The organism is Clostridium thermobutyricum DSM 4928, from assembly GCF_002050515.1.
GTDB classification, from domain to species: domain Bacteria; phylum Bacillota; class Clostridia; order Clostridiales; family Clostridiaceae; genus Clostridium; species Clostridium thermobutyricum.
Genome location: NZ_LTAY01000010.1, coordinates 42,827 through 66,001 on the forward strand (window position 1 = coordinate 42,827; position 23,175 = coordinate 66,001).

A 23,175-nucleotide genomic window follows, 5' to 3' on the forward strand; every position below is an offset into this window, starting at 1 on the left:
GTATGAGTAAAATTAGAGAATTAAATTTAGTACCTCAACATATAAAGCATGAAAAAGAGAATAGAGAGAAATTATCTAAATATATAGCAAGCGGAGTTATTATTTGTTGTGCAGTAAGTGGAGTAGCCATTTATCTAAATACAAAGGTGTCAGATTTAGATAAACAAAAAGCACATCTTCAACAAGAAATACAAAAGACACAAGAGAGATTTAATGAAAATAGCGAAATGAACACTAAAATTCAAGAATTAGATTCTAAAATAAATAAAATTTATAGTCTTTCTGTTTTAAAACAAAAAGATACTAAAGAAGTCTTAACTAATCTTAGTAAAAAATTTCCTAGTGGAGTGAAATTAAAAACTTTAAATTTTGTAAATACAGAACAAGATGTAAAAGATGGATATTTAGGTAGCATAACTATGAGTGGTAGTTCAACTAAAAGAAATGAAATAGAAGAATTTTGGGCTAACTTAAGAGAAGATAAGAGATATTATATATCACATATTTCAGGTATTACGAAGACAGAAGATAAAGAGACAGGAACAAGTCTTTATAATTTTGATTTAACTATGAAAGTTAAGGAGAATTAATATTATGTTTAGTAAGAAAAAAGATAATAATAAATTAAAAGTTAAGAAAAGTTTGCCTAAATTTGAAGTAAGCAAAAATGAAAAAATTTTATTAGGATTAGTAGCTACCGGAGTTGTAGGATATGGAGTTTATGCTTTTTTATTTGAACCTATATCAGAAAAAATTAAGCCTTTAGAACAAGAAGTTAAATCTCTTCAAGCAACAGTAAATAGTAGAAAAAATATAGATGAGCAATTAATAGAAACAAAAAAAATTCTTTCAGAAAAAGAGAAAGAATATAAACAAGTAGTGATAAAAATTCCTGAAACAGATAAATATCCTGAAATTTCCAAGGATCTTCACACTTTAGCATTAAACAATAATATAGAAATAAATTCTGTAACATTTGGACAACCTACTGTTATAAATTATGGAGAAGCTACTGAAGCAAATGCATCACAGGCTTCAGGAGGAGAAAAAACAGAAAACTCAGAGGAAAATGTTAATAATGAGGAAAAATATAATAAACTTATACAAGCTAAAAATGGATTTTATAAGTATACAATAACAGTAAATTATGAAGGAGCATATAATCATGCTTTAAATTTTGTAAAAGCTATGGAAAGACAGGAACAAATTTTAGAGCTAACGAATATAACTTTAAGTGAGAAACAAGAGACTGAGGAAATGGATAAAGAAAAAGAAATTGATAGTTTAAATGAAGAAGTCGCTAAATTAACAGATAAGATAACTGATCTTATAGCAAAAAGAACAGTTGAACTTGATGCAATAAGAAAGGTTGAGTTACAAGGGGAAATTCAAACATATCAAGTTGAGAGAGAAAACTTGAAAGATAGGATTAAAAATATAAGAGAAGGAAATATAAGTGGACAAAAATATACTGTAACAGGCGGAACAATAACTTTTGATTACTACACTAGAGGAGAAATAAAACAAGAAAATCATAAATTTAATAATAATAAATATGGTAAAAATGATTTATTCAAGTAATTTTAAGAGGTAAATTATGAGAAAAAAAATAAAAAAGAAAAAAGGATTTACTCTTATAGAAGTAGTGGCAGGCTTAGCAATGTTTGCGATAGTATCATCAGTAATAATGAATATGATATTAGATGTTAATAAGTATAATGCGGAAAATAAAAATCAATTTGATACAAGTTCTATGTCTAGAGCTTTTAATGAAGCTATAAAAAATAAAAGACCAAAAGACAATCCTTATCCAACTACCTGGGATGGAACAACATCTAATGTTGATGGACCTAAAAAGACATATTATATAGGATTTAATACTATTGATGATTTAAATGATTCAATTAAAAATAAATTATTGGATAATGTTTTCATAAATGATAATAGTAAATCATCAGATGAAGAAGATGAAAATGGTATAAAGTATGTTATTAGAAAAACAAAAGAAAATGGAAATTTTTTAAATGAAATAGATAAAGTTGAAGAGTTATCTAAAGAATCTTATGCAACTAAGTATAAATATGGAATTAAAATAACAGTTCAAAAAAAAGATATAGAAAAAGTATATTTATTTGATACAGATACAATAGATGTAAAAGACGGAATAACAACAGTAACTACAAGAAAATTTGCAATATCAAGTATAGCATAAGGGAGGTAATAATGAAAAATAAAAAGAAAAAAGGATTTACTCTTGTTGAGTTGATGGCTGTGATAGCCATATTAGGTATTTTTTCAACTCTTATATTTTCATTATTTTCTTCATCTACATCAATGCTTGTAATGGCAGAAAATGATAATGTTATACAAAATGAGAGTAGAAATATAATAGATGTTCTTGAAGAAGATATTAGATATGGTTCAAAGATAAAACCAGGAACTTCTGGGACAGGAAATGTATTATCTTTAACTAGAAATGGTAAAAGATATGTTTATAAAATAGAAGGAACTGAGTTTAAAAAATATGAAGATAATACACCTGATAATGGAATTGATAATGCAGATAATTTTATAATTGCACCTTCAAAAAATGTAAAAGAGTTCGAAATATCAGAAAAAGAAGGGTTATATAAAATAAGATTTAAATTTGAGAATGGAAAAAGCAGTTATGATTATGAAAATAGTATATATCCTATGAATGGAAATTAAATATGAGAGGAGAGAGTTATGGTGAAAAATCGAAAAAAGAAAGGTAGCACACTCGTAACCGTTCTTGCAGTATCTCTAATATTTATGGCTTTAAGTGGGGTTATATTAAAATCTATATCAAGTACTATGAAATTAAATACAAATCAAAAAGAAATTGAAGATTTGAGATATGCTGCTGAATCAGGGTTAGAACTTGCTAGAAGTCATTTTGAATCAGGAAATATGTCTATAGATACCAGGGATTCAAGTTTAGCCAGTCAAGAAGAAAAAAATTTAGATAATATATTAAGTACAAAAGATTCAGGTGGTATAGTAGATAAAGTAGATATATATATGGATACTAAAAATGGTAAAGACATTATTAAAAGTGTAGCAAAACATGTAAATGGGACAACTACAGAATTAGCTATGATAAATTATAGAAAGATAGCTAGTGGACATAATACTGATATTTTTGATCATGGATTAGTTGCAGGTTCTGGAGGAGTTATTATAAATAATGGTGGAGTATTAAATGGGACAGCTTCTAGTATATCTACTGGTAAGCCATTAGTTAATGCAGGAACTGGAAATACACAACTTGGTTCTATAGAAGAAAACACAATAGGTTCTTTGAGCTTTCAAAATTGGAATAACAAAAAAGATACTATAACTTTAAGAGAAGATTGGAATTTTTATAATGGTAATTATGAAAATGGGCAAAAAATTAATATAACAAATGTTGAATTAACATTTAGTAATAATGAACTTAAAGTTGATGGAAGCAGTGAGGAGATTAAAACTTATATTAAAAATTTAGTAAAAGAACCAGTTGTTAAAATACAAATAAAAGGATTAAAAATAGAACATGAAATGACTATTTATTTAGTTAATGCAAATAATCTAAATATAAATTCAGCAGGATCAATGATGATAAATAATACTGCCATAATATGTGATGGAGAAATAAGTGTAACTGGTGCTAAAGCAACAAATGGAGTTTATTATGATGGAGCTTTACATTTATCTAATTCTACAATTTTTGGAGAAAAAGTTACGATTGACAAAGGATCATCAATTCATATGGCATATCAACCTTCAAAAGATAATGGGTTTGGACTTTTAGAGGAAGATGAAGAGAATTTGTTAAATGACATGTTAGGAACATTGCTTCCAAATTGGAGTTCTGGTGGACAAGAAGGGAATAATTCAGAAAAAATAGAATTTATAGAAAATACATTCAATAATGAGTAAATAAAAACAAAAATGGATTCATAAAATTGAATCCATTTTTAATATAAAAAACTAATGATTATAATATGAAATTTAAATCAGAAATAATTAATTAGGGGAAATGGTATGTGGAAAAATAAAAAGAATGGAAGTAGTATGGTTACAATTCTTGCAGTAACTTTAGTGCTGGTATTTTTAAGTGGAGTAATATTAAAATTTGCTATGGGGACTATGAAGTTAAATAAAAATCAAAAAGAGAGTGAGGATGTTCAATTTGCTGCTGAAGGTGGAATAGAACTTGGAAGAAGTTATATTCAAAGCAAAGCTTTATTATCAGGAACTTCAACATCTGAATTTGATTTTGATACTGAAACAGCTTCTACAGGAAGTGTATTAAGTACATTAACAAATGAACTTGAAAAGGACAAGATAGATAATGCAAATGTTAAATCTCAATATTTGGGTAATGATAAGATTCTTTTAACAAGTATTGCAAAAGATATTGATGGAAAAGAGAAAACTGTAAAATGTAAGTTAGAGGTTTCTCAAGCAAATGATAATGATATATTTGATTATGGAATTGTTGGAGGTCAAGGAAATGTTAATATAGAGAATATTGGTGGTGGAAGAACCAATATAAGTAGCAGCGTATCTAGTTCTAATATTTATGATGAGAATGGAAATGAATTAAATAAAATTCCTGTAAATGAAGATGGAAGTAAAGCTAAAATATCTAAAAATAAATTTGGTGATTTAACATTTTTAACTCAAGCTCAGCCTTTGTCTGAAATAACTGCTAAATATAGTGGAAGCCCTCATATAGCATTAAAGACAAGCAAATTTTATAATGGAAATTCTGAAACAATACCAACAAAAATAGAAGCTAATATAGATGATCCAAAAAATATAACTATTGATGGTAAAGAATATCCTATAAATTCCTTAGGAAATAAAAATAATATTCCATCAGGGTTAAAGCTAAAACATGTAATAATAATGACTATAAAAGGACATGGTATAAGAACTGAAGTTGAAATACTTATGACAAATACAAATCATATTAAACTAGAAGCAAAAGATATAGCTATAGATTTAAATAATGTTGTAATATTAAATAAAGGGACTATTGAATTTACTGGAACAGGTTCAGTGAAATTAGTAAATTCAACTGTTTATGGTGAAGATATAAAAGCAAATTTAAAAACATCTTTTGAAGTGATAGGATCATTAAAAAATGGATTAAGTGATGAAAAAGAAGATAATTTAAATAAAATTATAGAAGCTATAATGCCAGGATGGAATGATGTAACAAATCAATCAAAAGGTAGCGTAGATATTATTAAAGGTTCTTTTGAGTCTTAGAAATATTTCTTAAAAAATAAAAAAACTGAGACTTATTTAAAAAAAGACTATAAATTATAATTAATATATAATAGGACTTAAAAATTTTTAAGTCCTATTTTTATTAATGTAATTATTTTTTTTCAAAACTATTGATAAAGTTTTATTGACAATAGTTTTTTTGTAATTTATAATAGTGATAATTTAAAATTGAATTTGCACATTTATTACTCGTATATCCCCTGAATATGGCAGGGAGTATCTACCGGAAACCTTAAATTTCTGACTATGAGTGAATATAATATAGATTATTTCTATAAATACATACTTATAGTATTTTTTATTGTAGATTTAAGCATATTATCTTCACTTATTGAAGCTAATGTGCTTTTTTTGTACTTTTTTATGGGGTTTACTTGATAAAACTTACAATATAATGCATTTGTTGTAATAGAAAATACATAAAATAAATTTACTTTATTTATTAAAAGGACAAGTAGAGTAATAAATATTCAAATAATTACACAATCTATAAATAATAATTTTTTTGAAGAGGGGAGACATTTTTAAAATGGCAAAAATATTAAAGCAAGCTTATACATTCGACGACGTACTTTTAGTTCCAAACAAATCTGAAATCTTACCAAATCAGGTATCTTTAAAAACACATGTAACAAAGAAAATTCAATTAAATATTCCTTTAATCAGTGCAAGTATGGATACTGTAACTGATTCTAAAATGGCTATCGCTATGGCAAGAGAAGGTGGACTTGGAATAATTCACAAAAACATGACTATTGAGCAACAAGCTAAAGAAGTTGATAAAGTTAAAAGACAAGAAAATGGTGTTATAACAGATCCAATATTCTTATCACCAGAACATACTTTAAATGATGCTGAAGAGTTAATGGGACAATATAGAATTTCAGGTGTGCCAATAACTGTTGATGGAAAATTAGTTGGTATATTAACTAATAGAGATGTTACTTTTGAAAATGATTATTCAAAGAAAATTGGTGAAGTAATGACTAAAGAAAATTTAGTAACTGCGCCAGAAAATACTTCAATTGAAGAAGCAAAAGAGTTATTAAAAACTCACAAAATAGAAAAATTACCACTTGTTGATAGCGAAGGAAATTTAAAAGGACTTATCACTATAAAGGATATAGAAAAAGCAAGAATTTATCCAAATGCTGCAAAAGATTCAAAAGGAAGACTTTTATGTGGAGCAGCAGTAGGTGTAACTGCTGATATGATGGATAGAGTTGATGCTCTTGTAAACTCAAAAGTAGATATAATAACTATTGATACAGCGCACGGACATTCTAGAGGAGTACTAGAAGCTGTTAAAAAAGTTAAAGAAAAATATCCAGAACTTCAAGTTATAGCAGGAAATGTTGCAACAGCAGCTGCTACTGAAGATTTAATAAAAGCTGGAGCAGATTGTGTTAAAGTTGGTATAGGACCTGGTTCAATTTGTACTACAAGAGTTGTTGCTGGAGTTGGGGTTCCTCAATTAACTGCTGTTATGGATTGTGTAGAAATAGGTAAAAAATATGGAATTCCTGTTATTGCTGATGGAGGAATCAAGTATTCAGGAGATGTTGTTAAAGCTTTAGCTGCTGGAGCTTGTGCTGCTATGATGGGGTCATTATTTGCGGGATGTGAAGAAGCACCAGGAGAAATAGAAATATTCCAAGGAAGAAGCTACAAAGTATATAGAGGAATGGGTTCACTTGGAGCTATGGCAAATGGTTCTAAAGATAGATACTTCCAAGATGGAAATAAAAAATTAGTTCCAGAAGGAGTAGAAGGAAGAATTGCATTTAAAGGATCTGTTACTGATACTATATTCCAAATGCTTGGAGGAATAAGAGCTGGTATGGGATACTTAGGGTCAAAAGATTTAGATACTTTATATGAAACAGCAACATTTGTTGTTCAAACATCAGCAGGACTTAGAGAAAGTCATCCACATGATATAAATATAACTAAAGAAGCTCCAAACTATAGCATAACAAAATAGTTTGATTAGTTTTAAATAAGAGAGGAAATTTTCCTCTCTTTGTATGTTATAATTTACTATGTAAAATAAAGGAATAATTATCTAGGAGGAAACCATGAAAAAAGATTTAGTTTTAATTGTTGACTTTGGTGGACAGTATAACCAACTTATAGCAAGAAGAGTTAGAGAATGTGGAGTATATTGCGAAATAATTCCTTACTCATATTCAATAGAAAAAATAAAAGAAAAAAATCCAAGAGGAATAATATTTACAGGTGGACCTAATAGTGTTTATGGTGAAAATACTCCAAAGGTTTCAAAAGAAATATTTGAATTAGGAGTTCCTGTACTTGGAATATGTTATGGAGTTCAACTTATGTCACATCTTTTAGGTGGAAAAGTTGCAACTGCACCAGTTAGAGAATACGGAAAAACAGAATTAAACATAGATAATACTTCAAGATTATTTGAAGGTATAGAAAGCAAAGACATTTGTTGGATGAGTCATACAGATTACATATCTGAGTCACCAGAAGGATTTAAAGTTATAGCACATTCAGAAGTTTGTCCTGTTGCTGCTATAGAAAATACAGATAAAAATCTTTATGGAGTTCAATTCCACCCAGAAGTTGAACATACACCATTTGGTCAAAAAATGTTACAAAACTTCTTATATAATGTTTGTAAATTAGAAAAAACATGGACTATGGCTTCCTTTGCAGAAGATAAAATAAAAGAAATTAAAAATTTAGTTGGAGATAAAAAAGTACTTTGTGCTTTATCAGGTGGAGTTGATTCATCAGTTGCAGCTATGATAGTACACAAAGCTATAGGACATAACTTAACTTGTATATTCGTAGACCATGGTCTTTTAAGAAAAGATGAAGGGGATACAGTTGAAAGAGTATTCAAAAAAGAATTTGATATGAACATTATAAGAGTTAATGCCCAAGATAGATTCTTAGGAAAACTTAAAGGTGTATCTGATCCAGAAACTAAGAGAAAAATTATTGGTGAAGAATTCATAAGAGTATTTGAAGAAGAAGCTAAAAAAGTTGGAGAAATAGATTACTTAGTTCAAGGAACTATTTATCCAGATATCGTTGAAAGTGGAACAGATACTTCAGCAGTAATTAAATCACACCATAACGTTGGAGGACTTCCAGAAGATATGGAATTTGATTTAATAGAACCTTTAAGAGAATTATTTAAAGATGAAGTTAGAGCAGTTGGAGAAGAGCTTGGAATTCCTCATAAATTAGTATGGAGACAGCCATTCCCAGGACCAGGACTTGCAATTAGAGTTCTTGGAGAAATAACTGAAGAAAAACTTCACATAACAAGAGAAGCTGATGCAATATTTAGAGAAGAAATTGCTAATGCAAATCTTGATGAAACTATATGGCAATACTTTGCTTGCCTTCCAAACATAAAATCAGTTGGAGTTATGGGAGATGAAAGAACTTACTGTCATACAATTGCACTTAGAGCAGTTACTTCAAGTGATGCTATGACTTCAGAATGGGCAAGAATTCCTTATGAAGTATTAGATTTAGTATCAAGAAGAATAGTTAATGAGGTTCCAGGAGTAAACAGAATTGTTTATGATATAACTTCTAAGCCACCAGCAACTATTGAATGGGAATAGAGTTTTAGTTATTTAAATTAATATATAAATTAAAAGTTCTTGTGATAAGAATAAAACTTATCATGAGAACTTTTATTTTATATAAATGCGTTAAAAAGAATTTTTAGTAATATAATATATAATTCATTAATTAATGAAGAAGAAGACTATAAAATTGAAATAAAAATAAAATTTAATATATATAATAAAAAGTAGTTATTAAAGTAATAACTACTTTTTTATTTAATTTAAAAATTTAAAATTGTTAAGTTTTTGGTGGATTTATATGTTTCTTAAAAACGTTTAATATAATACTAAAAAACTTTGATAAAACTACTTATTTTTATGAGTATAAATCCTTCGTTGAAACCTTTCAATAGTTAGTTAAATGTTGTACAATAACTGTATGGATAAATTTTTATCAATAAAGAATAAAGTATTATTTAAATTTATTAATGAAAATTTATATCAGGTTATAAATAAAGATTATATAGCATAATATAAGGTTATGTTAATTAAACTAATTGATTAATTAAAGGAGGAGTTTAGTATGAGCAAAGGATTATCATTAGACTTATCAAAAGCAGCACCATATTTAAGCATGGAAGAAATTGATTTCTTAGGAGATTTAACTCTTTCAGCTCACAAAAAATTACATGAAAAAACAGGTGCTGGAAATGACTTTTTAGGATGGATTGATTTACCAGTTAATTATGATAAAGATGAATTTGCTAGAATTAAAGAAGCAGCTGAAAAAATAAAAAATGATTCTGATGTATTAATAGTAATAGGTATTGGAGGATCATACTTAGGTGCTAGAGCTGCTATAGAAATGTTAAACAACAATTTCTATAATGTTTTATCAAAAGAAGAAAGAAAAGCACCACAAATATTCTATGTAGGAAATAATATTAGTTCAACATATATGCACCAACTTGTAAATGCTGTTAAAGATAAAGAAATATCAGTAAATGTTATATCAAAATCAGGAACTACAACTGAACCTGCTATAGCATTTAGAATCTTTAAAGATTTATTAGAAAAGAAATATGGAAAAGAAGAAGCTAAAAAGAGAATATATGCAACTACTGATAAAGCAAGAGGAGCATTAAAATCATTAGCAGATGCAGAAGGATATGAAACTTTTGTAATTCCTGATGATGTTGGTGGAAGATTCTCAGTTTTAACTCCAGTTGGATTACTTCCAATTGCGGCTTCTGGAATAAACATTGATGAAATGATGCAAGGTGCAGCTGATGCAAGAGATGAATTTGCAAATGAAAATATAAAAGAAAACATTTGTTATCAATATGCTGCAGCTAGAAATGCTCTTTACAATAAAGGTAAAGCTATAGAAATATTAGTTAACTATGAACCACAATTACACTTCTTCGGTGAATGGTGGAAACAATTATATGGAGAATCAGAAGGAAAAGATAATAAAGGATTATTCCCAGCAGCTGTTGATTTCTCAACAGATCTTCACTCAATGGGTCAATACATCCAAGAAGGAAGAAGAGATCTTTTCGAAACTGTAATTAATGTAAAAACTCCACAAGAATCTGTAATAATTGAATCAACAGAAGACAATCTTGATGGATTAAACTTCTTAGCAGGAAAAGATATGGACTTTGTTAACCACAAAGCATTTGAAGGAACTTTACTTGCACACAATGATGGAGGAGTTCCAAACTTAATAGTTAATGTACCAGAATTAACTCCATACTACTTTGGACAATTAGTTTATTTCTTTGAAAAAGCATGTGGTATAAGTGGATACCTTTTAGGAGTAAATCCATTTAACCAACCAGGTGTTGAAGCTTACAAGAAAAACATGTTTGCTCTTCTTGGAAAACCAGGATATGAAGACATGAAAGCTGATCTTGAAAAGAGACTTTAATTAAATATATGAAAATAATAATTGATGGAGATGCTTGCCCAAGCATCTCCAAAATTGAATTAATAGGTAAAAAGTATGGAATACCAGTAGAAATATTTTGTGATATAAATCATTATATAGTTAGCGATTATGCAAAAGTAAGTGTTGTAGATAGTGGTTTTCAAAGTGTTGATATGTATGTTATAAATAATACAAAAAAAGATGATATTGTTGTAACTCAAGATTTTGGTGTAGCTGCACTTTGCCTTCCTAAAGGAGCAAAGGTTGTTAATACAAATGGACAAATTTATACTAATGATAATATCGATATGCTTTTAGAGAAAAGACATATGTCGCAAAAAATACGAAGAGCTGGAGGTAGAATGAAAGGTCCTAAAAAAAGAAAATCTTCAGATGATAAAAAGTTTTTAGAAAATATAGAGGAAATTATAAAGAAATCTAACAGTTACTAAAATATAAAAAGACTGTTAGATTTTTTTTAGTGTACTTTAAGATAAAATTAAATTAATAATTGTTAAAAAATGTATTAAATGTAAGCGCATTTTACTGTATAATAGAATAAATGGTTGAATAAATAGTTATTTAGGAAAAAAGGGTGAATTAAATGGTCAAAAGTGCAGTTAAAATGAATATTTTATTTAGTAAAAAAAGCCCTCAAAGGGTTGATTCTAAAATATTAATAAATATAGATTCAGATATTATAATGGATTATAAAGTTTTAGTTGGGAATGATGGGATATGGAATATAGTTAAAGATTTTTCAGATGCAGGAGACTGTATTTGGAATCCAAAAGAAGAAGGGAATTACATAGTTATGGTACAAGGAAAAAGCAGAAATTCTGAAAAGCCATATGACGTTTTGGAAAGAGAAGAGTATGTTATAACAAATGAAAAAAAAGAAGAAAATTTATTAAAAGATATAGAAATAAATAAAAATGAATATACAGAAGGTGATAAAGTAGAAGTTACTGGAATTGTACAAGAAGATAATCTTCTTTTTAGATTTTGGAAAAAGGGTTCAGCAGGTTGGGAAATTTTAAGAGATTATAGAAAAGAAAATAAAATAGAATATACAGCACTTAATGCTGGGCAAGAAGAACTTTTAATTGAATGTAAAAGAATTGATTCAAAAGAAAATTTTGATGACTATAAAACTATAAAGTTTAACATAAAAAAAATGGGCAAGCTAGAGATTACAGGATTTAAGTGTTTAACAGAAGAAAGATTAATTAATGAAGAATTAGTTTTTAAAGTTGAATCATCTCAAAGTAATACTAGAACGCTTCTTTATAAATTTGTGAAAATAGATGATGAAGGTCATTCTATTTGTTTGCAAGATTTTTCATCAAGACAAATAGTAACTTATCAAGAAAATACTCCTGGAGAATATAAACTTCTTTGTCTTATGAAAGATATTCTTTCAAATAGAGAATATGATGATAGAGCTGTTATGTATTATAAGGTTAGACCTTATAATCAAATAAGAATAAATAAGTTTGAGCCTGATGTAAAATCTCCACAAAAAACAGAAACAGATATAACATTTAAGTTAGAAGTAGAAGGTGGAAGAGAAAAAATTTATAGATATATTATAGATGGACCTGTTTGTGATGATTCTTGTTATACAAGAAGTGATGAATATGTTTGGAGACCTAAAGAGGAAGGAAAATATAAGATAACAGCATATGCAAAAGATTCTTCTTTTAGAGGAGATTTTGAAGATAAGAAAACTATAATATTTGAAGTAGATAAAAAGGGAGAATTACCAGTAAGAATAACTGATATAATAACAGATGTAAAAAAAGAAACAGTTATAAATAAACCTGTTAATTTAAGAGTTATAGCAGAAGGTGGAACAGTTTTATTATATTCCTTTACAATATATAAGGATGGTAAAGTTTTAGATAAAATATCATTTAATAAATCTAACTATATAAACTTTACTCCAAAAGAAAAGGGAAAATATGAAATAGATATAAAAATAAAAGATAAATATACTAGAGCAGAATATGATATTCAAACTAGTTATTATTTAACTGTAAGAGAATATATGCCTGGAACTATTGAGCATATATTAATTCCAAAGAGAGAACATTATCTTGTGAATGAACCTATTGATATAGAAACAATAGTTCAAGACACTAGAAATACACTTATAAATATTGTAACTAAGATAAATGGAAATGTAGTTGAAGAAACAGACTTTATGACTAATAAAAAGATATGTATAAAACCAAAATGTTCAGGAAAATATGGTTTTGAAATATACGCAAAAAATATTAAATGTGAAGAAGAATTTGATAGTAAAAAAGAAATAACTATATTTGTAGAAGAAGCAACTCCTGTAATAGGAACAAAGGTTAACATAAGTGAAAATAAAATTGGTGACAATAAAGAAATAACTTTTAAGGCTAGAAGTACAGGTGGAAAAGATGTTTGTTACGAATTTTATTTAATGGAAAAAGGAAATTGGGTTAAGGCACAAAGTTATAGTAAGAAAAATTATTACACATTTATACCTTATTCAGAAGGAACTTTTAGAGTTTTAGTTCTTGCAAAAAGCTATTATAAAAGAGTTAATTATGAAGATTACTGTGAAGTTGAATTTACAGTTTAATATGGGGGAATATTAGGGTGAAATTAAATGAGATAAATTCAGATCTAATTATGAAAATGGGTCTTATGAATAACATTGTTAAAAAGCAATCAGGAGATGGAATTGAATTTCAAATTATGCTTCAAACAATGTTAGAATCTATGGGAAAAGTAGAAGATGACAAAATTAATAATAAAATAATGACTACTTCAGTTGGTGAAAAATTAGAAAATTTAAAATTAGTTTTAAATAATGAGGAATCATATAATAATAAATATTGGAATTCAAATTTAGAGACAAGCTCTAACAATAAAGAAACTACAAAAGTTGAAAATACTAATAAAGTTGATTATAGTAATATGATAGATGTAAAAAAAGAGATATATAAATCTGTTGATAAATATTCAAAAATGTATGGAGTAGATAAAAATTTAGTTCTTGCAGTAATAAAAGCAGAATCTAATTTTAATTCTAAATGTACTTCAAGTGCAGGAGCAATGGGAGTTATGCAGCTTCTTATGCCTGTAACAGCTAAAGAAGAAGGTGTTACAGACCCTTATAATATAGATCAAAATATTAGAGGTGGAGTTTCACAGCTTAGAAAGCATTTAAAAAGATATAATGGAAATGTTGAAATGGCACTTATGGGGTATAATGCAGGAGATGGAACAGTACAAAGAAGAGGTGTAAAAACACCTTCTGACATTTATAAAATGCCTAAGGAAACTCAAAATTATGTTCCAAAGGTTTTAAAATATTATAGAGAATTTAAAGGATAATTATTAAAGCTATGTAAGAAAATTATTATATAAGTTTTTTACATAGCTTATTTATTTAATAAAGTTGATACTATAATTCTTTTAGGTTAAAATGAACTGAGAAAAAGTACGGAGGTGCTACAATGGAAAGATTAGATAAAATTATTTCTAATTTAGGGTATGGAAGTAGAAAAGAAGTTAAATCACTTGTAAAAAAGGGTTTTGTTGAAGTAGATGGTGAAATAGTTAAAGATAGTAATATGAAAATTGATCCAGACACTTCAATTATAAAAGTTAATGGAGAAGAATTATATTATAGAGAATATATTTATTTAATGATGAATAAACCAGATGGAGTTATTTCAGCTACATATGATAATAGAGACATGACAGTAATTGATCTTTTACATGTGGATTATCAAGCATTTGAGCCATTTCCTGTTGGAAGATTAGATAAAGATACAGTAGGATTATTACTTTTAACAAATGATGGAGAGTTAAATCATAGACTTATATCTCCTAAATGGCATGTTGATAAAGTATATTTTGCTAAAATAGACAAGAAAGTAACAGAAGAAGATGTTAAAGCTTTTAAAGAAGGAATAACTTTAGATGATGGTTATGTGTGTAAAGAAGCAAAGCTTGAAATTTTATCAGCTACTGATGAAGGTTCAGAAATTAATGTAACTATTCAAGAAGGAAAATTCCATCAAGTTAAGAGAATGTTTGAAGCTAGAGATAAAAAAGTTGTTTATCTTCAAAGAATAGAATTTGGAGGACTTCCTTTAGATAGAGATTTAGAAGAAGGGGAGTACAGAGAATTAACAGATGAAGAAATAGAACATCTTAAAAAATTCTAATAATTGTTAATAAATTGTAAATATCAATAAGGTTTAAAAATATAAATAACAAAAATTATCAAAGTAAATTTTGCAAATTAATAATAAATAAGTTAACATATTGCAAATGTAAATTTGTTAACATATAATAGTATCCGAGGATAAATAAAAGGATATATAGCCCCCTTTTTATTTATTGCTTATTGCTAGCACAACCTGGCCCCAAGGGTTGTGCTTTATTATTTGAATTTTAAATGATAAAAAAGATATTAAATTATATAATTTAATATCTTTTTTATCTATATAGCTATTTTAAACAGAACTAAATCTGTATTTACAATACTATTATTAATGATGTATAATTACCTAAGATAAATTAATATTAAAATGCAATGAAAAAGAAGAGTATATGGCAACTTATTTTAAAGAGAGTTCTTCATTTGCTGAGAGAAGAATATTTAAGATCATAGAAAGAAGCTTTGGAGTATAAGATTGAAATTATTTTATAAGTAGTAAATCTTAGGTATAATCTCACCTTATAGAGATGTTAAGAGAGCTAAAAATTTAGCTAAATTAGGTGGTACCGCGTGAAGTTAGTCTTTTCGTCCTAAATATGGATGATAGGGCTTTTTTTATTTTAATAATTTCTAAAAAATAGGGTATAATTAATCCCATAATATATAAAGAAAGGTGTTAAAGATGAAAGAAAGATTAGCAAATTTAATATTTCCAAATGTGGATAAGACAGTAGAAGAATACATCAATACTTATAAGCCAAGAGATTTAAAAGAAGGAGCACATGTTGTAAGATATGCTCCAAGTCCAACTGGTTTCCAACATATTGGAGGAGTATATGCAGCTTTAATAAATGAAAGATTAGCACATCAAAGTGAAGGAATTTTCTATTTAAGAATAGAAGATACTGACCAAAAAAGAGAAGTAAAAGGTGCAATAGAAGATACTATTCAAACTATGTACAACTTTGGTATGGAATTTGATGAAGGGATGATAGGAGAAGAAGAGTCAAAAGGTGCTTATGGACCTTATAGACAAAGCTTAAGAAAAGAAATATATCATACTTTTGCAAAAGATTTAATATTAAAAGGTCTTGCATATCCATGTTTCTGTACTGCTGAAGAATTAAATGAAATAAGAGAAAAACAAATGGCAGAAAAAATTACTCCAGGTTACTATGGAAAATATGCAGTTTATAGAAATCTTTCAGATGAAGAAGCTATAAAGAAAATTGAAGCTGGAGAAGAATATATTTTAAGATTAAAATCACCAGGAAAAGAAGAAAATAGAGTAGAAATAGTTGATTTAATAAAAGGTGAATTATCATTACCTGAAAATGTTCAAGACATAGTTTTAATAAAATCAGATGGACTTCCAACTTATCATTTTGCTCATGCTATAGATGATGCTTTAATGCACACAACAGATGTAATAAGAGGAGAAGAATGGCTTTCATCATTACCAATTCACCTTCAATTATTTGATGTTTTAGGATTTAAGAGACCAAACTATGCTCATGTTCCTACTATAATGAAATCAGAAAATGGTTCAAAAAGAAAACTTTCAAAAAGAAAAGACCCTGAAAGTGCAGTAAGCTACTATAGAGAAGAAGGATATCCACAAGTTTGTGTTATAGAATATCTATTAAACATAATCAATTCAAGCTTTGAAGAGTGGAGAGCAGAAAATCCAGATGTAGATTACCATGAGTTTAAAGTATCATTAGAAAAAATGAGTAAATCAGGAGCACTTTTTGATATAGTTAAGTTACATGACGTAAGTAAAAACTTAATTTGTAAAATGAAAGCTGATGAAGTTTATTCAAGATATACAGAATGGGCTAAAGAATTTGATCCAGAAATGTACGCTTTAGTAACAGCTAAAGAAGATATGATGAAACAAGTATTTAATATAGATAAAGAAGGACCAAAACCAAGAAAAGACTTTGGTAAATGGAATGAAGTTAAAGCTAAAATATTCTACTTCTTTGATGAAGAGTTTGATAAAGAAGGAAAAGAAGATATAGAATTACCAAAAACTTTAACATTAGAAGCAGCTAAAGAAGTTATAGAAAGCTATTCAAAAGCTTATAATCATAATTTAGAAAGTCAAGAAGCTTGGTTTGAACACTTAAAAGCATTAGCAATAGAACTTGGTTATGCAACAAATAGAAAAGAATTTAAAGCAGAACCAGAAAAATTCAAAGGAATGGTATCAGATGTTGCAGGAGCAGTTAGAGCTGCAATAACTCACAGAGCTAACACACCAGATCTTTATACAATAATGCAAATTTTAGGTGAAGATGTAGTTAGAGAAAGATTCCAAAAATTTATGAGCTTATAATTAGAATAATATAAATTACTTTTATTATTTAAACAAAAATGACTTTTCAAATTTTGAAAAGTCATTTTTTATATGTAGAAATAATTATTTATTGAAATAAAATTTTAAGCATATAGAAATTTATTACTTTATTTTATAGGGTAAAATTTAGATAAGAATAAAATTTTGAAAGGATACTAGTATGAAAAAACAAGCTATAATTTTGGCAATTAGTTGTTTAGTAGTTATAGGAGTAATAGCATTTGGTATTTTTGAATGGAGTAAACTTTTTGATGGACTTAGCATTGTTAGCAAAGTACAAGTTGGAAATAACATTAATAAAGATACAAATACATATAATACAAAATTAAATGAATTGAACCAAAAAGAAAATAATATTTCAAAAATTGAAGATCTTACAAAGGAACCTAAAAAATAATTGAAGCCACCTTATTAATAAGGTGGCATTAAATTTTTTATTTATTTACAGGAATATTTGAAATATGTCTTAAGCAAGCAGGTAGAACATTAGTCTTAGAATGTCTTGCAACACATTTACAACAGATACCTCTATTTTCACATTTTAAATTTTTACATGGACATTCAATAGTATTATTACAGCTCATAAAAAACTCCTTTTTATTTATCTTTAGTAAAATATATTAATAAATTTATTTGTTTATCAAAGATTAAAATACTCCACAATAAAAAATTATTATGGAGTATTAGTCACAAAATTTGTGGATTATTTTTGTAATTTAAATGATGATTTTAATGGAACGATTCTATTAAATACTAATTTTTCATCAGTAGTATTTTTAGTATCTATTGAGAAGAATCCATTTCTAACTAATTGTAGTTTATCTAGTGGTTTAAGACCAGGTACTGCATTTGGTTCTATAAATCCTTGGAAAATTTCCATTGAGTGTGGATTTATTTGTTCTAAGAAATGTTTTCCTTCATTTTCAGGAGCATCATCTAAAATTAAAGGTTCATATAATCTAAATTCTGCTGGAACTGAAGAATTTGCATCAACCCAGTGGATTGTTCCTTTAACTTTTCTTCCTGTAAATCCTGAACCACTCTTAGTTTCTGGATCATAAGTACAGTGAAGTTCAATAACTTCTCCATTTTCATCTTTTATAACTTCATTACATTTAATGAAGTAAGCTCCTCTAAGTCTAACTTCGTTACCAGGGAATAATCTAAAATATTTTTTAGCTGGAACTTCCATGAAGTCATCTCTTTCAACATAGATTTCTCTTGAGAAAGTTATTTCTCTCTTACCAAATGATTCATCTTTAGGATGAATATCTAGAGAAAGTGTTTCACTTTGGCCTTCTGGGTAGTTTGTTATAACTACTTTTAATGGATTAATTACTGCCATAGCTGTAGGAACTTTTGGTTGAAGATCCTCTCTTAAGAAGTAATCAAGCATTTGAGAATCTACAGTAGAGTTTGATTTTGCAACACCTATAGCAGAGCAGAAGTTTCTAATAGCTTCTGGAGTATATCCTCTTCTTCTAAGACCTGATATAGTTGGCATTCTTGGGTCATCCCAACCATCAACTACACCTTCATCAACTAATTGTTTAAGCTTTCTTTTACTCATAACTGTATTAGTCATGTTAAGTCTAGCAAATTCTATTTGTCTTGGAGTAGCCTCCATTTCACATTCACGAACAAACCAATCATAAAGAGGTCTGTGGTCTGCAAACTCAAGAGTACAAATTGAATGAGTTATATGTTCAATTGCATCTTCTAATGGATGAGCAAAATCATACATTGGATAGATACACCATTTATCTCCAGTATTATGGTGTTCTGAATGAGCAATTCTATAGATTATAGGATCTCTCATATTAAGATTTGGAGAAGACATATCTATTTTAGCTCTAAGAACTTTTTCTCCATCTTTGAATTCACCATTTTTCATTTTTTCGAATAATTCAAGGTTTTCTTCAACAGTTCTATTTCTATAAGGACTTTCCTTACCAGGAGCTGTTAAACTTCCTCTATATTCTTTAATTTCATCTGGAGTTAAATCACACACGTATGCTAAGCCTTTTTTTATTAATAGTAGAGCTTTTTCATACATTGTATCAAAGTAATTTGATGCAAAGTGAAGCTCATTCCACTGACAGCCAAGCCATTTAACATCCTCTTCTATAGACTGAACGTATTCAGTATCCTCTTTAGTTGGATTTGTATCATCAAATCTAAGATTTGTTCTACCTTTAAACTCTTCTGATAATCCGAAGTTTAAAAGTATAGATTTCGCATGACCAATGTGTAAGTATCCGTTTGGCTCTGGTGGAAATCTTGTTATTATACTATCGTGCTTTCCTGTTTCTAAGTCTTCTTTAATAATATTTCTAATGAAGTTAGATGAAATATTTTCATTTGACATAAAAGCTTACACCTCCTGTTAAAATTTATGTTTATATAATACACAATTACCTTTAATTTTAATCCAATATAACAAAAAAATCTAGAGAAAAAAGGCATTTAAAAAGACTCTTAAAGGTGAATAAGCTAATAAAAATAGCATATTTCACTTTTAAGAGTCATAATTTTACGTTATTTATTAAATTAACTAACAGTTTTTAGCTGAATTAAATCTATCTTCAACTACATTCCAATCAATAATTTCATAGTAATTATTGATATATTCAGGTCTTCTATTTTGATATTTTAAATAATAAGCATGTTCCCAAACATCCATAGTAAGAAGAGGAATATTATTTTCTGATATAGGACAAATTTGATTTGGTGTGTTAATTACTTGAAGTTCATTTTGTTCATCAAGTATTAGCCAAGCCCATCCTGAACCAAATTGACTTGTTCCAGCTTTAGTAAATTCAGTTTTAAAGTTTTCAAAAGAACCAAAACGTTTGTTTATTGCATCTAAAACATTTCCATGTGGAGAAGTACTATTTGGTTTATTAAGTCCATCCCAATAAAATTCATGATTAAAAACTCCACCACCATTATTAATAACAGGAAGTCTTTTATCTTCTGGAAGTTCGTCTAAATTTTTTAAAATATCAACTAAACTAGCATTTTTTAAAGGACCAGTATAATCCTTTAAAGCATTATTTAAATTATCAGTATAAGTTTGTTGATGTTTATCATGATGAATAGTAACTGTTGCCTTATCTATTACAGGTTCTAATGCATCATAAGCAAATTTTAATGGTTTAAGTTTAAATTCTGTCATATTTATCACCTCAGAATTTAGTATATAAATAAAGTGATAAAAAGATACATAAAAACGTTATTTTTTTAGACCTTGAAAATTAAAATCAGGTACAAAATCAGTTGTACTTGAACCACTATCTTGAATAAAAGCATTTGTAATTCCCAGTTCAGCAGCATAACTAATTAATGAATCATACATTTTAGGATTTAAAGGCTTAGAAATTTCTTTATATTCAAAAGCTTTAAACATTGGAGTATATTGATTCATAATACTTATATAAACATTATCACCAAACATAGAATATATACAGTCAATTACTTTTTTTGAATCAAAAAGAAGTCCAGGAAGCATAAGATGTCTTACTATAATTCCTTTAATCATTCTTCCATTAGAATCAAATTTATTTTTTCCAACTTGCTTGAACATTTCTTTTAAAATTTCAATTACATTATCTTTATAACCTTTAGCATTTGAATATTTTATAGCATATTTATCATCAAAATATTTAAAGTCAGGAAGATAAACATCTATAAATCCATCTAACATTTTTATTGTTTCTAAAGAATCATATCCATTTGTATTATAGAGTATTGGAAGAGTTAAACCATTAGCTTTAGCTTTTTTTATTGCTTCTATTATTTTAGGAACATAATGAGTAGGAGTAACAAGATTTATATTATTAGCTCCTTTGTCTTGAAGTTCTAAAAATATTTCATAAAGTCTATCTGTAGTTATTTCAATTCCTTTATGCTCTTGACTTATTTCATGGTTTTGGCAAAATACACATTTTAAATTGCAATTAGAAAAGAAAACTGTACCAGAACCTGTTTCTAAAGAAATAGGAGGTTCTTCCCAAAAGTGAAGTTCAGCTCGAGCAGCAGTTATTTTATCAGAAGAGTTACAAGCTCCAATCTTTCCTTTTGTTCTATCTATATTACATCTTCGTATACAAAGATTACATTTTTCAAAAGCTTTATAATAGTCCATTATACTACGACCTTTCTATATGTTTTTATAAATTATATATCTAATTATAAAATAGAGCAATTTATAATGATAAATGTGGAAAAAAATGAGAGTAAGAGGTACAATAGTAGGATAAAATAATAAAAAGAGAGTGGGTTAGCTTATGGAAAGTAATTTTAATGAATTAGAGTATAATGGTGAAGTTTTTAATAAGATAGAAGGCAGAAACAACGAATTTAGTGATTTAGTTTTTGAAAATTGCACTTTTAATAGATGCGATTTTACGGGAGCGAGTTTTATAGAAGCAACTTTTGATGGATGTACTTTTAAAGAATGTAATTTTACACTTGCTAAATTAGATAATTCAAAACTTAGAGGAGCTTTATTTAATGATTGTAAAATAGTTGGAGTAGATTTTACTAAATGCGATACTTTTATATTAGATTTTGAATTTAAAAATTCTTTAGTTCAAAGTTGTAATTTTACTGGTCTTAAAATTCCAAAAACAAAATTTATAAGCTGTAATATTGCAGGTTCAGATTTTATGAATTGTGATTTGAGAGAAGCGAAATTTACTAAATCATCTTTAGAGGAATCAATTTTTGAAAATACTAATTTAACAAAGGCGGACTTTTCAGAAGCAATAGATTATACAATTAATCCAGAAAGAAATAAAATAAAAAAAGCAAAATTTTCTATGCCAGAGGTTTTAGGACTTTTAAAGGAATTTAATATTATAGTAAAGTAGGTAACAAATTATGAGTAGATTAGAAGAAATAATTAATAATAGTAATGACGTAATTACAAAGTCATTTTTAGTAAAAGAATTTAAAAGAATAGGATTAAAAGCAGGAGATAAAATACTTGTTCATTCAAAATTAAGCTCTTTTGGATTTGTTTGCGGTGGGGAAAGAACAGTTGTAGAAGCATTAATGGAAGTTATAACAGAAGAAGGAACTATTTCTATGCCAGCTCATAGTGGGGACATTTGTGACCCAATATTTTGGGGAAATCCTCCTGTACCAAAAGAATGGTTTGAAAAGATAAGAGAAGAAATGCCTGCATTTGATAGAGAAAATACAAAAACATATGGTATGGGATTAATAGCTGAAAACTTTAGAACAAGATTAGATGTTTTAAGAAGTTATCATCCAACTGTTTCTTTTACTTCATGGGGAAAAGAATCAGAAGAAATAACAAAAGAACATACATTAGAGAATTCTTTAGGAGAAGGAAGCCCACTTAGAAAAATGTATGATTTAGATTTTAAGGTTTTATTATTAGGGGTTGATTATGACGTAAATACTATGTTCCATTTAAGTGAATATAGAGCAGGAAATGCAGAAAAAACAATAAATGCTTCTCCAATAATTGAAAATGGAGAAAGAGTATTTAAGTCTTATGAAGATATTGAATTTAAAACAGAATTATTTATGTTTGCAGGTGAAAGCTTTGAAGAAAAACATAATGTAATAAAAGATAAAATAGGACTTTCAAATATAAAATTATTTTCTGCAAGAGAATGTGTTGATTTTGGAGTTGAATATTTTAAAAACGTAAATATTTATTAGAATGTATGTTTGTATTAGATATTAAATATGCTATACTTTAAAATAAGAAAAATAAAGCTTGTAATTAATTATAGGTTTATATAATAAAAAATTTATTTAGTATGAGTCTAGG

21 protein-coding genes, 1 riboswitch and 1 other annotated feature are annotated in these 23,175 nt (G+C 27.5%); of the genes, 17 read left to right on the forward strand and 4 right to left on the reverse strand.

Going from position 1 to position 23,175, the window contains the following annotated elements:
- The first annotated feature begins 2 nt into the window (after positions 1 to 2).
- From CLTHE_RS00750 to CLTHE_RS00820, 15 genes are all read left to right on the forward strand, one after another.
- Complete coding sequence (locus CLTHE_RS00750) at positions 3 to 590, forward strand: PilN domain-containing protein (RefSeq protein WP_080021565.1); 588 nt, start codon at positions 3 to 5, stop codon at positions 588 to 590.
- Between the two features lie 4 nt (positions 591 to 594).
- Positions 595 to 1,581, forward strand: a complete 987-nt coding sequence (gene pilO, locus CLTHE_RS00755; RefSeq protein WP_080021566.1) for a type 4a pilus biogenesis protein PilO — start codon at positions 595 to 597, stop codon at positions 1,579 to 1,581.
- Positions 1,582 to 1,597: 16 nt separating this feature from the next.
- On the forward strand, positions 1,598 to 2,212 hold the full coding sequence (locus tag CLTHE_RS00760) for a type II secretion system protein (protein WP_080021567.1): 615 nt from the start codon (positions 1,598 to 1,600) through the stop codon (positions 2,210 to 2,212).
- Between the two features lie 11 nt (positions 2,213 to 2,223).
- Positions 2,224 to 2,709, forward strand: a complete 486-nt coding sequence (locus CLTHE_RS00765) for a PilW family protein (protein WP_080021568.1) — start codon at positions 2,224 to 2,226, stop codon at positions 2,707 to 2,709.
- Positions 2,710 to 2,730: 21 nt separating this feature from the next.
- Entirely contained in the window at positions 2,731 to 3,942 is a 1,212-nt protein-coding gene (locus CLTHE_RS00770) for a hypothetical protein (protein WP_080021569.1), read from the forward strand.
- A 105-nt stretch (positions 3,943 to 4,047) separates the two neighbouring features.
- Complete coding sequence (locus CLTHE_RS00775; protein WP_080021570.1) at positions 4,048 to 5,283, forward strand: hypothetical protein; 1,236 nt, start codon at positions 4,048 to 4,050, stop codon at positions 5,281 to 5,283.
- Positions 5,284 to 5,473: 190 nt separating this feature from the next.
- Positions 5,474 to 5,571, forward strand: a riboswitch (purine riboswitch).
- A 262-nt stretch (positions 5,572 to 5,833) separates the two neighbouring features.
- A complete protein-coding gene (gene guaB, locus CLTHE_RS00780) occupies positions 5,834 to 7,288 on the forward strand; it encodes an IMP dehydrogenase (RefSeq protein WP_080021571.1) in 1,455 nt (484 codons plus the stop codon).
- Between the two features lie 94 nt (positions 7,289 to 7,382).
- Positions 7,383 to 8,915 carry a glutamine-hydrolyzing GMP synthase gene (guaA, locus tag CLTHE_RS00785; RefSeq protein ID WP_080021572.1) on the forward strand — a complete coding sequence of 511 codons (1,533 nt, stop codon included), beginning with the start codon at positions 7,383 to 7,385 and terminating at the stop codon, positions 8,913 to 8,915.
- A 529-nt stretch (positions 8,916 to 9,444) separates the two neighbouring features.
- Positions 9,445 to 10,794, forward strand: coding sequence for a glucose-6-phosphate isomerase (locus tag CLTHE_RS00790; protein WP_080021573.1), 1,350 nt, complete (start codon positions 9,445 to 9,447; stop codon positions 10,792 to 10,794).
- A gap of 8 nt (positions 10,795 to 10,802) precedes the next feature.
- Positions 10,803 to 11,246: a YaiI/YqxD family protein gene (locus tag CLTHE_RS00795; protein ID WP_080021574.1), complete on the forward strand. Its 444-nt coding sequence runs from the start codon at positions 10,803 to 10,805 to the stop codon at positions 11,244 to 11,246.
- A gap of 152 nt (positions 11,247 to 11,398) precedes the next feature.
- Positions 11,399 to 13,411 (forward strand): triple tyrosine motif-containing protein, encoded by a 2,013-nt coding sequence (locus tag CLTHE_RS00800; RefSeq protein WP_080021575.1) that lies wholly within the window; start codon positions 11,399 to 11,401, stop codon positions 13,409 to 13,411.
- Positions 13,412 to 13,428: 17 nt separating this feature from the next.
- On the forward strand, positions 13,429 to 14,169 hold the full coding sequence (locus tag CLTHE_RS00805; protein ID WP_080021576.1) for a lytic transglycosylase domain-containing protein: 741 nt from the start codon (positions 13,429 to 13,431) through the stop codon (positions 14,167 to 14,169).
- A gap of 122 nt (positions 14,170 to 14,291) precedes the next feature.
- A complete protein-coding gene (locus CLTHE_RS00810; RefSeq protein WP_002598749.1) occupies positions 14,292 to 15,008 on the forward strand; it encodes a pseudouridine synthase in 717 nt (238 codons plus the stop codon).
- A 362-nt stretch (positions 15,009 to 15,370) separates the two neighbouring features.
- Positions 15,371 to 15,600: a binding site (T-box leader), on the forward strand.
- A gap of 86 nt (positions 15,601 to 15,686) precedes the next feature.
- On the forward strand, positions 15,687 to 17,345 hold the full coding sequence (gene gltX, locus CLTHE_RS00815; protein WP_080021577.1) for a glutamate--tRNA ligase: 1,659 nt from the start codon (positions 15,687 to 15,689) through the stop codon (positions 17,343 to 17,345).
- Between the two features lie 181 nt (positions 17,346 to 17,526).
- Positions 17,527 to 17,763, forward strand: a complete 237-nt coding sequence (locus CLTHE_RS00820) for a hypothetical protein (protein ID WP_080021578.1) — start codon at positions 17,527 to 17,529, stop codon at positions 17,761 to 17,763.
- Positions 17,764 to 17,800: 37 nt separating this feature from the next.
- Here CLTHE_RS00820 and CLTHE_RS16585 read toward each other — a convergent pair whose 3' ends face one another.
- The 4 genes from CLTHE_RS16585 to CLTHE_RS00835 form a co-directional block, all read right to left on the reverse strand.
- Complete coding sequence (locus CLTHE_RS16585; RefSeq protein ID WP_158082633.1) at positions 17,801 to 17,950, reverse strand: hypothetical protein; 150 nt, start codon at positions 17,948 to 17,950, stop codon at positions 17,801 to 17,803.
- 119 nt (positions 17,951 to 18,069) lie between these two features.
- Complete coding sequence (locus CLTHE_RS00825) at positions 18,070 to 19,734, reverse strand: glutamine--tRNA ligase/YqeY domain fusion protein (RefSeq protein ID WP_080021579.1); 1,665 nt, start codon at positions 19,732 to 19,734, stop codon at positions 18,070 to 18,072.
- A gap of 186 nt (positions 19,735 to 19,920) precedes the next feature.
- Complete coding sequence (locus CLTHE_RS00830; protein ID WP_080021580.1) at positions 19,921 to 20,544, reverse strand: superoxide dismutase; 624 nt, start codon at positions 20,542 to 20,544, stop codon at positions 19,921 to 19,923.
- 57 nt (positions 20,545 to 20,601) lie between these two features.
- Positions 20,602 to 21,513 (reverse strand): radical SAM protein, encoded by a 912-nt coding sequence (locus CLTHE_RS00835; RefSeq protein WP_080021581.1) that lies wholly within the window; start codon positions 21,511 to 21,513, stop codon positions 20,602 to 20,604.
- Positions 21,514 to 21,655: 142 nt separating this feature from the next.
- On the opposite strand from CLTHE_RS00835, the gene CLTHE_RS00840 reads away from it, so the two are divergent.
- Both CLTHE_RS00840 and CLTHE_RS00845 read left to right on the forward strand, forming a co-directional pair.
- Positions 21,656 to 22,240, forward strand: a complete 585-nt coding sequence (locus tag CLTHE_RS00840; RefSeq protein ID WP_080021582.1) for a pentapeptide repeat-containing protein — start codon at positions 21,656 to 21,658, stop codon at positions 22,238 to 22,240.
- A 10-nt stretch (positions 22,241 to 22,250) separates the two neighbouring features.
- Positions 22,251 to 23,063 (forward strand): AAC(3) family N-acetyltransferase, encoded by an 813-nt coding sequence (locus CLTHE_RS00845; protein WP_080021583.1) that lies wholly within the window; start codon positions 22,251 to 22,253, stop codon positions 23,061 to 23,063.
- The last annotated feature ends 112 nt before the right edge of the window (positions 23,064 to 23,175 follow it).

Bases quoted from the DNA above. Each gene is read 5' to 3' on its own strand.
- CLTHE_RS00750 (WP_080021565.1), top strand. From the start codon at position 3: ATGAGTAAAATTAGAGAATTAAATTTAGTACCTCAACATATAAAGCAT.
- pilO (WP_080021566.1), top strand. From the start codon at position 595: ATGTTTAGTAAGAAAAAAGATAATAATAAATTAAAAGTTAAGAAAAGT.
- CLTHE_RS00760 (WP_080021567.1), top strand. From the start codon at position 1,598: ATGAGAAAAAAAATAAAAAAGAAAAAAGGATTTACTCTTATAGAAGTA.
- CLTHE_RS00765 (WP_080021568.1), top strand. From the start codon at position 2,224: ATGAAAAATAAAAAGAAAAAAGGATTTACTCTTGTTGAGTTGATGGCT.
- CLTHE_RS00775 (WP_080021570.1), top strand. From the start codon at position 4,048: ATGTGGAAAAATAAAAAGAATGGAAGTAGTATGGTTACAATTCTTGCA.
- guaB (WP_080021571.1), top strand. From the start codon at position 5,834: ATGGCAAAAATATTAAAGCAAGCTTATACATTCGACGACGTACTTTTA.
- guaA (WP_080021572.1), top strand. From the start codon at position 7,383: ATGAAAAAAGATTTAGTTTTAATTGTTGACTTTGGTGGACAGTATAAC.
- CLTHE_RS00790 (WP_080021573.1), top strand. From the start codon at position 9,445: ATGAGCAAAGGATTATCATTAGACTTATCAAAAGCAGCACCATATTTA.
- CLTHE_RS00795 (WP_080021574.1), top strand. From the start codon at position 10,803: ATGAAAATAATAATTGATGGAGATGCTTGCCCAAGCATCTCCAAAATT.
- CLTHE_RS00800 (WP_080021575.1), top strand. From the start codon at position 11,399: ATGGTCAAAAGTGCAGTTAAAATGAATATTTTATTTAGTAAAAAAAGC.
- CLTHE_RS00810 (WP_002598749.1), top strand. From the start codon at position 14,292: ATGGAAAGATTAGATAAAATTATTTCTAATTTAGGGTATGGAAGTAGA.
- gltX (WP_080021577.1), top strand. From the start codon at position 15,687: ATGAAAGAAAGATTAGCAAATTTAATATTTCCAAATGTGGATAAGACA.
- CLTHE_RS00820 (WP_080021578.1), top strand. From the start codon at position 17,527: ATGAAAAAACAAGCTATAATTTTGGCAATTAGTTGTTTAGTAGTTATA.
- CLTHE_RS16585 (WP_158082633.1), bottom strand. From the start codon at position 17,950: ATGAGCTGTAATAATACTATTGAATGTCCATGTAAAAATTTAAAATGT.
- CLTHE_RS00825 (WP_080021579.1), bottom strand. From the start codon at position 19,734: ATGTCAAATGAAAATATTTCATCTAACTTCATTAGAAATATTATTAAA.
- CLTHE_RS00830 (WP_080021580.1), bottom strand. From the start codon at position 20,544: ATGACAGAATTTAAACTTAAACCATTAAAATTTGCTTATGATGCATTA.
- CLTHE_RS00835 (WP_080021581.1), bottom strand. From the start codon at position 21,513: ATGGACTATTATAAAGCTTTTGAAAAATGTAATCTTTGTATACGAAGA.
- CLTHE_RS00840 (WP_080021582.1), top strand. From the start codon at position 21,656: ATGGAAAGTAATTTTAATGAATTAGAGTATAATGGTGAAGTTTTTAAT.
- CLTHE_RS00845 (WP_080021583.1), top strand. From the start codon at position 22,251: ATGAGTAGATTAGAAGAAATAATTAATAATAGTAATGACGTAATTACA.